Annotated in this window: 6 protein-coding genes; 1 reads left to right on the forward strand and 5 read right to left on the reverse strand. The window is 74.1% G+C overall.

Annotated elements, in window-relative coordinates; translation table 11 throughout:
* Positions 1–42 precede the first annotated feature (42 nt).
* The 5 genes from ACWCPN_RS30095 to asnB are packed head-to-tail and all read right to left on the reverse strand — an operon-like array spanning position 43 to position 11734.
* The gene (locus tag ACWCPN_RS30095; protein ID WP_451212444.1) at positions 43–780 is read right to left on the reverse strand and encodes an aspartyl/asparaginyl beta-hydroxylase domain-containing protein; all 738 of its coding nucleotides are present in this window, start codon (positions 778–780) and stop codon (positions 43–45) included.
* A gap of 1 nt (position 781) precedes the next feature.
* Positions 782–7342, reverse strand: a complete 6561-nt coding sequence (locus tag ACWCPN_RS30100) for an amino acid adenylation domain-containing protein (RefSeq protein WP_451212447.1) — start codon at positions 7340–7342, stop codon at positions 782–784.
* Positions 7339–9075 carry a non-ribosomal peptide synthetase gene (locus ACWCPN_RS30105; protein WP_451212450.1) on the reverse strand — a complete coding sequence of 579 codons (1737 nt, stop codon included), beginning with the start codon at positions 9073–9075 and terminating at the stop codon, positions 7339–7341. Before ACWCPN_RS30105 ends, ACWCPN_RS30100 begins: the two co-directional genes overlap by 4 nt.
* On the reverse strand, positions 9072–9833 hold the full coding sequence (locus ACWCPN_RS30110; protein WP_451212615.1) for an aspartate/glutamate racemase family protein: 762 nt from the start codon (positions 9831–9833) through the stop codon (positions 9072–9074). The genes ACWCPN_RS30105 and ACWCPN_RS30110 overlap by 4 nt, the downstream gene beginning before the upstream one ends.
* The gene (gene asnB, locus ACWCPN_RS30115; protein WP_451212453.1) at positions 9830–11734 is read right to left on the reverse strand and encodes an asparagine synthase (glutamine-hydrolyzing); all 1905 of its coding nucleotides are present in this window, start codon (positions 11732–11734) and stop codon (positions 9830–9832) included. The genes ACWCPN_RS30110 and asnB overlap by 4 nt, the downstream gene beginning before the upstream one ends.
* Before the next feature lie 195 nt (positions 11735–11929).
* Between asnB and ACWCPN_RS30120 the strand changes: the two genes are divergently transcribed.
* Positions 11930–12715, forward strand: a complete 786-nt coding sequence (locus ACWCPN_RS30120) for a thioesterase II family protein (RefSeq protein ID WP_392401073.1) — start codon at positions 11930–11932, stop codon at positions 12713–12715.
* Positions 12716–12723: the final 8 nt, after the last annotated feature.

Here is a 12723-nt window from a genome sequence, read left to right on the forward strand (position 1 = left end):
GTCGGCGGGCGAGTGGGGGTGGCGGCGTGGTCCGGCCGGGGGTCAGACCGCCATCAGGTAGCGCTGGAAGCGGGGCATCAGGTGTTCGAGGGCCCGGACTTCGGTGGCGGTGAGCTCCGGGTGCCAGACGTCCCACAGCAGGACGGCGCGCTGCTGGGTGCCCCGGTTCCACGCCTCGTGGATGAAGCTGTCGTCGAAGAGGATGACCTTGCCCTCCTCCCAGCCCCGCTCGTCGTCGCCGACCTTGATGGCGCAGCCCGGCGGGACGATCAGCGGCAGGTGGGCGGTGAGCAGCAGGTTCACGCCGCCCGTGTGCGGCGTGATGTGGACACCGGGGTTCAGGACGGTGAACATGCCGTCGCGCGGGCCGTGCGGGGTCGCCCCGAGCGCCTCGCAGGTCTTCGGGCAGCGCTCCCGGGCCTCGTCGCGCCAGGCGCCGTCGCGGTAGATCTGGTAGGTGTCCCAGCCCTGCCAGCCGAGTTCCTTGGTGTAGAGGTCCTCGTAGGGGGCGAACCGGGCCTCCGCCTCGCGCAGGGCGAGGAACTCCGCCTTGATGTCCTCGTAGGCGGCCTCCATGCCGGCCGTCCAGGGCTGTGCCGCGGTGTCGTGCCACGGAAGGGCGCTGATCCCGGGGAAGAAGAGGCGGGTGGGTTCCTGGTCGTCGTGGAGGTATGCGGGCGTCCGCTCGCCGACCAGGATGGCCAGGCACTCCTCGACCCGGTCGAGTCCTTCGGAGCCCACCGCGTTCCGCAGCTCCGTCATCACGCTCTGCACGTCCATGTCAGTCTCTCCCTGTCGGTATGTCGAGGTGGTCGGCCCGGTCGCGGGCCCGGGCCCGGACGGCGGCCCGTCGGCGTCCGGCGCGCGCGGCGACGTCGTCGACGGGAGTGGCGGGCCCGCCGTGGCGGGGGGCGTGCGGCGCTCCGTCCGCCGTGTCGGTCCGCAGGCCGGCGACGAACTCGGCGATCGTGGGCCGGGCGAAGATGTCCACCAGCCTCACCTCTCGGCCCAGGCGGCGGCCGAGGTCCAGCTGGAGCCGGGCCGCCAGCAGTGAGTTGCCGCCCGCTTCGAAGAAGTTGGTGTGGCGGCCGACGGGCCGGTCGGTGCCCAGCACCAGCCGCCACGCCTCGGCGACGAGTTGCTCGGGCCCTTCGCGTGGCGGTGCCGCGGTGTCCGGGACGTTCGTGGACGGGGCGGGGAGCCGGGCGCGGTCCCGCTTGTTGGTGCGGGTGCGGGGCAGCGCGTCCAGCAGCACGACGCTCTCGGGCACGACCGAGGCGGGCAGCCGTTCGGCGAGGTGGGCGCGGAGGTCGTCCCCGGTGACGGCGCCGTCCGCGACCGCGTATCCGAGGAGCCGCGGTGCGGCGGGGGTGCCGTGCAGGGCCGCGGCGGCCTCGCGGACCGACGGGTGGGTCTGCAGGAGTGCCTCGATCTCCTCCAGTTCGACGCGGTTGCCGCGGATCTTCACCAGGCTGCCGGTGCGGCCGGTGAAGGCGAGTTCGCCGTCGGGCAGGAACCGGCCGAGGTCCCCGGTGCGGTACAGCGTGCCGCCGGGCCGCCACGGGTCGGGTACGTAGGCCTTGGCGCTCTCGTCGGGCCTGCGGTGGTAGGCACCGGCGAGGAAGTCGCTGCGCAGGTGGATCTCACCCACCACGCCGACCGGGCAGGGCCGGCCGCGGTGGTCGAGCACGAGGGCCTCCCGGCCCGCGATGGGCCGGCCGATGGGCACGGAGGGCGTGAACTCCTCCCCCGGCGCCAGTTCGCGGTGGGTGGCGAGTACACACTCGGTGGGCCCGTAGAGGTTGTGCAGCCGGGGCCGGACGGTCCGGTCGGCCCAGGCGGCGGCGAGCGAGGGCGGCAGTACCTCGCCCGCGAGGAGGACGTGTTCCAGATGGGGCAGTTCGGCCCCGCCTCGGTCCAGCGCCTCGGTGAGCACGGCGAAGAAGCCGGGCACGGTCTGGATCTGGGTGATCCGCTCGGCCGCGAGCCAGGCGGCCATGGCCACCGGGTCCCGGCGGGTCTCGTCCGGGGGTACGCACAGGGTCGCGCCGTGGCAGAGGGCCGCGAACACCTCCGTGTAGGCGGCGTCGTAGGTGAACGGCGCCCACTGGGCGACGCGGCTGTGGAGGCCGATGCCGAAACGTTCTCCCTGCCAGTCGGCGAACTGCGTGAGCGCCGCGTGCGGCAGTGCGATGCCCTTGGGGGTCCCGGTGGATCCGGAGGTGTACACCAGGCAGAGGGCGTCGTCTCCGGTGACCGCCGCGGAGGGTACCGGCGGATGCGCACCGGTGTCCTGCGCACCGGACGGGAGCGGCTCGACGGGCACGCCGGCGAAGCGGCCGGCCGGGCGGTCCCACAGTCCGGGCAGGCCGGCCAGGCAGCGCTCGTCGGCCAGCACGCACAGCGGCTCGGCGTCCGCGAGCACGGCCCGCAGCCGCAGTTCGGGGCTCTCGGGGTCGAGGACGGCGAAGGCGGCCCCCGTCTTGGCCACGGCCAGGACCGCCGCTGTCTGCGCCGTGCCGGTGGGCAGCAGGACGGAGACGAACCGGCCCGGCGCCGCGCCGAGGCGGAGCAGCCGCGCGGCGATCCGGTCGCTCCAGGCGTCGAGTCCCGCGTAGGTGACGCTCTGTCCGTCATGACGGACGGCGACCGCGTCGGGCCGCTCCGCCGCCTGTGCGCGGAACAGTTCGTGGACGGGACCGGCGTACTCCGCGCGCGCGGCGCCGGCGGGACGGGCCGGCCGGGGCGACGGTGTCTCCTCGCCCGCCGGGTCGAGCGGGGCGAGCGCGGCATCGGCGTCGGGGTCGTCGAGCGCCGCGCTCAGCAGGGTCTCCAGGTGGCGTCCGAAGCGGGCCGCCGACGCCCGGGTGAACCTTCCGGAGGCGTACTCCAGCACGCCCTCCATACGGTCGGCGTGCTCCTCCAGGGCGAGGGTCAGGTCGTACTTGGCGGTGCGGGTCGGAACGGGCCGCAGCTCTCCGGTGGCTTCGCCGAGCCGGATCGACTCCGGCAGTGCCTCCTGGAGCACGAAAGTGGCCTGGGCGAGGGCGGGCCGCCCGGGGTCGCGCACCACGCCGAGGTCGTCCACGAGCCGGTCGAGCGGTACCAGCGGCCGGTCGAGGTCGGCGGCGAGCCGCCGTCCCGTCCGGCGGGTGAGCTCCGCGAACGACTGGCTCCCGGTGAGGTCGACGCGGACCGGCAGGCTGTTGACGAGGGAACCGACCAGGCCCTCCAGCTCCGGCGCACCCCGGTTGGCGACGGGCACGCCGACGATGACGTCGTCGGTGCCGGCCCAGCGGCCCAGCAGGGACGCGTAGACGGTGAGCAGCACGGAGAAGGGGGTGACACGCAGCCGGGCGGCGGTGGCCCGCAGCCGGGCGGTGAGGGCCGGCGGCAGGACGACGGGCACGGTCTCCCCGCCCCCCGGCGGCCACGCACCGGCGTCGGGGTCGGCCGGCAGGTCGAGGACCCCGGGGTGGCCGTCCAGGCGGGTGCGCCAGTAGGCGAGCTGCGCGTCGCGGAGCGCCACGGCGGCGGGGCCGGCCGCGGCGGCGGCGTACCCGAGGAACTCCCGGGCTGGGGGCGGCAGCGGGGTTCCCGCTCCGGTGTGCAGGGCGTGCAGCGCCGCGAGTTCGCGGACGGCCACGGTGATCGACCAGCCGTCGACGGCGATGTGATGGGCGGTGAACAGCAGGACGGAGGTGCCGGCGGCGCGCAGAAGGGTGACCCGCAGCAGCGGTCCTTCGGCCAGGTCGAAGGGGCGTACGGCTTCACCGGCGGTGACGGAGTCCAGCCACGCCCGGGTGGTGTCGCTGCCGCCGGTCCCTTCCGGCGCGTCGAGCACGGTGAGGCGGACGGAGTCGGCGGGCAGGCGGACGAGGACGGGGCCCTCGTCGGCGAGGTGGCAGCGGGTCGCCAGCACCGGGTGGCGGGTGACGAGTTCGCGCAGGGCCCGGGTGAGGGCGTCGGTGTCGACCGGGCGGTCGAGACGCACGGCCGCCGCCAGGTTGTACGCGGCGGACTCGGGCGCGAGGCGCTGGGTGAGCCACAGTTGCCGCTGCTGGTCGGTCAGGGGCACGGGGGCTTCCGGCGCGGGGGCCGGGGCCGGGGACGCCTGCGGGGTCCCGGCCGGCTCCGTCCCGGCCGGCGGTCGGGTGGCCAGGCCGCGCGGGGTGGGGTCGGCGTAGAAGTCCGCGAGGGACGGCGCGTGTCCGAGTGCGTCGCGGACACGGCCGAGCAGCCGGGTGGCGACGATGGAGTTGCCCCCGGAGAGGAAGAAGTCGTCGGTGACCCCCGGCGTGCCGGGGGCCATGCCCAGCAGGTCGGTCCAGAGGGCGATGACGGTTCGTTCGGCGTCGGTGGCGGGCCCGACCCGTTCGGCGGTGGCCGCCGTGTCGGAGAGGGCGCGGGCCGCTGCGGTCAGGGCGGGGCGGTCCACCTTGCCGCTGGTGTTGAGCGGAAGCTCGTCGAGCGGGGCGACGACGGAGGGCACGACCGCGGGCGGGAGCAGGGTACGCAGGTGCCGGCGGAGTTCCGCGCCGAGGGCGTTCGTGTCCCCGGCGGGGTGCTCGGGCACGACGAACGCGACCAGCCGGGGCGTCACGGGGCGTTCCCCGTCGACCACGACGGCGGCGGCCCGCACCCTCGGGTGGCGCGTCAGCAGGGCCTCGATCTCACCGAGTTCGACACGGTGGCCGAGGATCTTGACCTGCTGGTCGGCCCGGCCGAGTACGACGATCCGGCCGTCCGGCAGATAGCGTGCCAGGTCGCCGGTCCGGTAGACCGGGGCGTCGTCGCGGCCCAGCGGGTCCGCGCCCACCGGGTCGGGGACGAACGCGGCGGCCGTGAGATCGGGCCGGTTCCAGTAGCCGGCGGTGACCCCCGCCCCTCCGATGACCAGTTCACCGGTGGCGCCGACGGGTACCGGCCGGCCGTGCCGGTCGAGGATGTGGCAGTAGGTGCGGGCCACGGGAAGCCCGGCGGTGACCGGCTCCCCCGGCAGGACGCGCCCGGCCGTCGACCAGATGGTGGTCTCGGTGGGGCCGTACAGGTTCCACAGTTCGGCACACCGGTCCAGGAGCCGCTCGGCCAGCGCGGGGTCGAGGGGCTCGCCGCCACTGAGCACCCGCAGCGTTTCCCGGCCCGGCCAGCCTCCGTCGAGCAGGGCGCGCCACAGGGAGGGCGTGGCCTGCATGACGGTGGCGCCGGCACGGTTCAGCAGGGTGCCGAGCCCGTCCGGGTCGCGGACCGTGGCGTGCGACGCGATCACGACCCGGGCCCCCGCGACGAGCGGGGCGAAGAGTTCGAGCACCGAGATGTCGAAGGTGAGGGAGGTGACGGCGACCAGGACGTCGTCCTCGCGCAGGCCCGGCTCGCGGACGACGCTGTGCAGCAGATTGGCGACGCGGTCGTGCGGTACCGCCACGCCCTTCGGCCGGCCGGTGGAGCCGGAGGTGTACATCAGATAGGCGAGCGAGTCGGCGGCGGGGCCGTCCGGGAACGGGACGGGCACCACGGTCGCGGGGTCGTCGTCGCCGGAGGCCACGGCCAGCAGTTCCGCCGCGTCCGCGCTCGGCACGGCGTGGGCCGACGTCGCGTGGGCGGCCGGCCCGGTGACGATCAGCCGGGCCCCGCTGTCCTCCAGGACGTATCGCATGCGTTCGTCGGGCATGGTCTCGTCGAGCGGGACGAGGACGGCTCCGGCCCGCCACAGTCCGACGACGAGCGGGACGAGCCCGGCGTCGCGCGGCACCAGCAGCGCGACCCGGTCGCCGGGCCGGACGGAGCAGCGGGCGGTCAGGCGCGCGGCGACGCGGTCGGCGGCGGCGTCCAGCTCCGCGCGGGTGAGGGTCTCGTCGCCGTGGACGACGGCGGGCGCGTCTGCGGACCGGACCGCCTGGGCGCGCAGCGCCTCGGGGACGGTGGACCAGTCGGGCCGGGTCCGGTCGGAGGCGTTGAACCCCGTCAGGACGCGCCGGCTCTGCGCGGCCGTCATGACGGGCAGCTCGCAGAGGCGTCGGCCGGGCTCCGCGACGGCTGCCTCCAGCAGACACAGCAGACCCTCCGCGATGCCCTGGACGGTCTGCGGGGAGAGCAGCGCGGTGCGGTACTCCAGCTCGGCGTCGAGGTCTCCGGACGGCCTGGGCCGCAGGAACAGCGAGAGGTCGTACTTCGCGGTGCCGCTGTGCGCCGGGGCGGGCGTGGTCTCGACGCCCGGCAGGCGCAGGGTGGTGGTCGGTCCGCTGTGGAAGGCGTACATGAGCTGGAAGAGCGAGGACCGGCCTCCGCTCTTCGGGGCGAGATCCTCGACGACCAGGTCGAACGGGGTGTCCCGGTGCGCGAGATCGCTCTTGAGGTGCTGCCGGGTGCGGCTCAGGGCTTCGTCGAAGGCGGGATCACCGGAGAGATCGACGCGGTGGGCCACGATGTTGAGCAGCGGGCCGATCATGGCGCCCAGGGCGGGTCGGTTGCGGGTCGCGACGGGCATGCCGACGACGAGATCGTCCTGGCCCGTGTAGCGCTGGGCGACGGCGCAGAACGCGGTGAGCACGGCGGCGGGCAGGGTCGCGAGCCGGGTCCGGGCCACGGAGGCGAGCCGGGCGACGACGTCGGCGGGGATGACGAAGCGGTGGACGGCTCCGGCGATGGCGTCGGCCGGGCCGTGGGCGCCGGGTCCGTCGGTGGGCAGGCGCAGCACCGGGAGTTCCCCGCCGAGCCGCTCGCGCCAGTGGTCGAGGCCGTGCGCGGCGGCGGGGTCGCTGCGCTGCCAGGCCGCGTAGTCCCCGAAGTCGCGGCCGGGGGCCGCTCCTTCGACGGACGGGCCGCCGGTCTCGGCGGCGTACTGGGCGGCGAGCTCCTCGAGGAAGACTCCGAACGCCCAGGCGTCGACGACGATGTGGTGGGCGACGAAGAGCAGCAGGTGCCGGTCCTCGCCCAGCCGGTACAGGCAGGTGCGCATCAGCGGCGGCCGGGCCGGGTCGAACGGCGCCGCCACCGCCCGGGCGACGAGTTCCGCGAGGCGTTCCTCGCGCCGCCGCTCGGGCAGGTGAGCGAGGTCGGTCAGCTCGACCGCGGGCCGGACGCGGTCCGCGAAGTGCTGCCACGGTTCACCGTCGGCGTCCGCCACGACGGCGCAGCGCATCGCCTCGTGGCGGGCGCCGAGGGCGGTCAGGGCCCGTTCCAGGGCGTCGGCGTCCACGGGGCCGTCGAGGCGGAACGCGGCGGTCTCGTTGTGCAGGGCGCTGCCGGGGACCAGTTGCTCGGCGCGCCAGATCGAGCGCTGGGCGTAGGAGAGCGGCGCGCGGCCGCGTTCGGGCCTGAGCGGTACGGTGGCGGGGCTCATCGGCTGCTCCGGGAGGTCACGGCGGCGGCGAGACCGGAAACGGTGGGGTCGTCGACGAAGGTCCGCAGGGAGACGTCCACGCCGAACAGCGAGCGCAGCCGGTCCAGCAGACGGGCGATGGCCAGGGAGTCGCCGCCGAGCAGGGTGAAGTCGTCGTGGCGGCCGACGTCCGACAGGTGCAGCAGCTCGCACCACACCCCGGCGATCCGCGCCTCCGTGTCGTCCCTGGGCCCGTCCTCGGTGGCGCGGGCCCGTACGGCCGACGGCAACGGCAGGGCCCGGCGGTCGGCCTTGCCGTTCAGGGTGCGGGGGACGGCGGCGAGCCGGATGTAGAGGGAGGGGCGGCAGCCGGGGACGAGACCGGTCTCGGCGTGGGCGCGCAGTTCCTCGTCCGTCGTGGAGTCGTCGGTGACGACGTAGGCGACGAGGACGGGGTCGGCGTCCGCCTCGGCCACGGCTGCGGCGCACACGTCGCGGACCCCGGGGTGGCGGCGCAGCGTGTCCTCGATCTCGCCCAGTTCGACGCGTACGCCGTTGACCTTGACCTGCTGGTCGCGGCGGCCGAGGACCTCCAGGACGCCGTCGGGCCGCAGCCGGCCGAGGTCGCCCGTGCGGTAGCCGTGGGCGCCGGTGAACCCGCCGGGCCGGCCGTCGAGATAGCCGCCGAGCGGAAAGGGCGTGCGGATCTCGATCTCGCCGATGGTGCCGGTGACGGGTGTGCCCGCGGCGAGGACCCGGACGTCCACGCCGGGCAGCGGGAGGCCCGCGGGTACCGTCCCGGCCTCGGCGTCCTCGGCGCCGAGGCGCCGGAAGACCTTGGTCATGGTGGTCTCGGACGGTCCGTAGAGGTTGACCAGTGCCTTGTCGTCACCGAACAGGCCGCGCCACCAGGCCACGTCGGCGGGCCGGACCGGCTCGCCGGCGAGCAGGACGGTTCTGAGCCGGGGCAGGGAGCCGGAGGTCAGGCCGGCGGCCCGCAGGGTGCGGAAGACGGTGGGCACGCAGTGCAGCACCTCGACCCGCTGCTTCTCCAGCCACTCGGCGAGGGTGGCGGCGACGGGTACGGTGCCGGGGCCGGCGGCCCGGACGCTGCCACCGGAGCGCAGCGGAACGAGCGCGTCGCGCAGGAACGCGTCGAAGCCGGGTGAGGTGAGCAGGGAGACCCGGGTGCCGTCGGTGATCCCGAATTCGGCGGTCTCCCAGTCGAGGAAGTGCTCGACGGCGCGGAGGCTGCCCTTGATGCCCTTGGGGCGTCCGGTGGTGCCCGAGGTGAAGTAGACGTATCCCGCGTCGGGTACGTCGAGTCCCCGCCAGTCCGCCGCACGCCAGTGACCGGGCTCGACGGCGTCGGCGTCGACGACCCGCGTGCCGGTGAGGAGGCCGTGGTGGGGGGCGAGGGCAGCGCCTCCGGCCCGGTCGGTGACAACGACCGCCGGGCGCAGGTCCTCCAGCAGGGCGGCCCAGCGCGCCTCCGGCTGCCGGATGTCGACGGGGGCGAAGGTCCGGCCGGTGGCGACGCAGGTCAGGATGGCCGCGATGACCGGGACGGGCTCGGCGCAGGCGATGAGGACCGGCCCCCGCTCGTCGTCCTCGGCGAGTTGGGCCCTCAGTCCGCCGGCGTACCGGGCGAGTTCGCCGCGGCTCCACTCCCGGTCGGGAGTGGAGACGGCGGGCGCCTGTCCGTCCCGCTCGACATGGTCGGCCCAGCGGTCCAGGATCGTGGTGTGGCTCACAGCTCTCCGTTCTTGATCCGTTGGGCCACGACCGTCAGCGGGTCGATGGCGGGGAACTCGTCCGACCGACCCGTGGCGGCGATGGCCCTGGTGACCAGGTGGAGTTCGGTGCAGGCGGCGACGAAGCGCCGCACCCCGTAGCGGGGCAGGGTTTCGCGGAGGAAGTCGGCGGCGCGGAGCGGGTCCCCGCCGCGCTTGACGCGGTAGACCTCGCGGTGCAGCGCCTCCTGGTCGTCCGGCCGGAGCATGACGAGGTGGCGCACCGCCCGCTCCGCGAACGGACCGGAGGTGAGGATGCCCGCCTGAGCGGTGCCCTTGGTGCACAGCAGGAGGTGTGGCCGCGCGGTGCGGACGAGTTCCTCGTGGACGACGTCCACCAGGGACACGCAGCGCGCGAGGAGTTCGGGCGGCAGGTCACCGAGCACCCTGTGCGCCGTGACGCAGGCGACGACGACCCGCTCGGCCCCGGCGGTCACCAGGCCGCGCACGGCGTTCTCGACGGCCCGGTACAGCGGTTCGAGGTCGCCGGTGCCGATGGCCTCGGTGCGGTCGACCACGGCGGGGTCGGACCACAGCAGCACCCGCGGCGTCTCCTGTTCGCAGCGCCCGTCCCCGGTCTGGTAGACGGTGCGCAGCAGTTCGGTGGAGGCCAGGGGGCCCATGCCGCCGACGATTCCGATCAGGGGCAGTGGCGCCGGAACGCCGTACGGCCGGGTCTCGGGGGTGGTCTGGCCGCCGGGGGCGGCGGGGTGGGTCATCCGAGACACGGCAGGCCGAACTCCTCGACGAAGAGGGCGAATGTCGCGATGACCATCAGGTAGTCCGTGTCGAGGTGGGCGTGCACGTGGCCGCCCTGGTCCCGCTGGTGGCGGACGAGCGCGGCCACGGTGTCGGGGTTGAAGTAGCCCTGCTTGCGTACCAGCGACGGGGAGAGCAGCTCCTCGAACCAGTCGGCGCCGCCGCCGAGCAGGTGACTGCTGGTCTGACCGCGGAAGCCGAACTTGGGGCGGGCCAGCACCTCGCCGGGCACGCGTCCCTCGGCGACCCGCCGCAGCACGGCCTTCTCCGCCCCGCCGGCCACCATCAGGGCCGGGTGCAGCGAGGTGGCGTGGTCGACGACCCGGCGGCCCAGGAACGGGAAGCGCAGTTCGACGGAGTTGGCGAGGGCCATCCGGTCGCCGTGGTCACCGAGGAGGTGGTCGGCGAGACGGAGGTGGAAGTCAAGGTAGGAGCGCTGGTGCAGAGGGTGCCGGCCACGCAGCCGCTCGGCGTCGACCAGGCGCTGCGAGGTGACGGTGAACTCGTCGAAGGAACCGGCGAGATCGTCGGAGTACAGGTCGCGGCGGAACTCCTGCGCGACGAGGTGGTCGGTCTCGTACCCGAGGTCGACGCCCCACATCCGGTGCCGGATCTCCCGTTCCAGTTCGGCGTCGAGGCCGCTGAGCCGGCCGTCTCCGAGCCCGGCGGCGTCGTAGCGGTAGCCGGGGTAGCCGCCGAAGAGCTCGTCGGCGCCCTCCCCCGTGAGCACGGCGACGGTGCCGTCGGCGCGCACCGCGCGGGACAGCATCATCGAGCAGACGTTGTACGACTCGCGGACGGGCGTTTCGGCGTGGCGCACCATGGCGGTCAGGCGGGCCGCGAGATCGCCGTGCCGGACCGGCACCTCGTGGTGGCGGGTTCCCAGCGTGGCGGCGACCAGCCGCTGGTGGGGACTTTCGTCGAAGTCGTGGTCGGGGAAGACCGCGGAGTAGCTCGGCCAGGCGTGACCCGGCCGGGAGTCCACCGCGAGCGCGGCGATGAGGCTGGAGTCGAGCCCGCCGCTGAGGTAGAGGCCCACGGGAACGTCGGCGACCAGCCGGTCGCGCACGGCGTCGTCCAGGAGCGTCGTCATGTGGCCCGCGGCGCGCGTGAGTTCGGCGTCGAGGGCACCGTCGTCCACCGGTTCCAGGGCGTCGGCGGTCGGGTAGTCCAGGTCCCAGTAGCGCTGCGTGGTCACCCCGGACGAGTCCGCGACCAGCCGCTCCCCGGGCCGCAGGGCCTTGATGCCCTCGAACATGGTGCGCGGACTGACGAGCCCCGGGAGGCTGAGGATCTGGTCGAGGCCGCGGAGGTCGACCCGGGGGCTCACCGCCGGGTGGCGCAGGATGGCCTTGATCTCCGAAGCGAAGAGGAGCAGTCCGTCCACGACCGTGTAGAAGAGGGGCACGATTCCCGCGTGGTCGCGGGCGAGCAGCAGGCGTCCGGCGGAAACGTCGTGCAAGGCGAAGGCGAACTGGCCGTCGAGGTGGGCGGTGAGACCGGTGCCGTGCTCGCGGTACAGGTGGACGAGCACCTCGGTGTCGCACTCGGTACGGAACCGGTGGCCCGCGACTCTCAGCGACTCCCGCAGCCGCCGGTGGTTGTAGATCTCGCCGTTGCAGACGGAGACCAGGGTGCGGTCCTCCGAGAAATGCGGCTGATTACCTCGCTCCAGGTCGTTCAGAGCAAGTCTGCGAAAACCCAGCGCAATACCGTTACTGGTATAGAACCCCTGGTCGTCCGGGCCCCGGTGAATTAGCTCGGACGTCATTCGCGAAATGACTTGGCTATCGATCGGATGCGCTCCACCGAGGGAGAAAGCACCCACTATTCCGCACACGTTGAAAGATCCCCGTTTCACACCTGCACCACACCAGATGCAGGTCGACGCTATCCCACGAAACAGAGCGGGGTCAATGAAAACTTTTCAGCAGGACCGCACAGCAGCAGTTTTGACGGTCCGTCCGAGCTGGCTGCCGCGCGAATTCCCGAATAGGGTCGACCCGCGGGCTGCGGGCCCGCACGGAAATCCTTGAGGACAGAAGGGCAGAATGCAGTGACACGGAACCGATGGACACCTTGGGACGCCGCCCCCGGCACGGACGGCGGAGCGGAAGCCGTCCGTGTCTACTGCCTCCCGCACGCCGGCGGCTCGGCCGGTTCGTACCTTGCCTGGTCGCGGTCCCGGGAGGTGCCGGCGGGGCTGGAGTTCGTCCCCGTGGAGCTGCCCGGCCGGGGCACCCGCCTGCGCGAGCCCCTGCTCGCCTCCATGGACGAGGTCGTCGACGGCCTCCTCACGATGCTGGCCGAGCGCCCGGAAGAAGAGAGGTTCCTGCTCCTGGGACACAGCATGGGCGCCCAGATCGCCTACGAGACGACGCGTCGCCTGGCGGCGGAGGGCGGCCGGCCGCTGCCCCGTGCCGTCGTGGTGTCCGGCTGCCGTCCGCCGGGCGCCCCGGTCGCCCTGCCGCTGCACGACCGGAGCGACGAGGAACTGCTGCGCGGGGTCATCGAACTGGGGGGCACACCCGCCGAGATCCTGGAGCACCGGGAACTGCTGGAGATGCTGCTGCCGGTGATCCGGGCCGATCTCGGGCTGCTGGCCCGGTACATGACCGACGTTCGGCCGACCGTGCTCCCCTGCCCGGTGGTGGCCCTGGGAGGAGCGGACGACCGGCTGGCGGGTCCGGAGTGGATCACCGGATGGCGGGCGATGACGGCCGACGGATTCCGCCACCGGGTCCTCCCCGGTGACCACTTCTTCCTGCACACCGAGTCGGCGGAGGTCATGGCCGAGATCGCCGCCGTGGTGCGGGAGCACGCGGCGCCGACCACGGGCTGAGGCGGTCG

The sequence above is a fragment of the Streptomyces sp. NPDC002386 genome, from assembly GCF_053593175.1.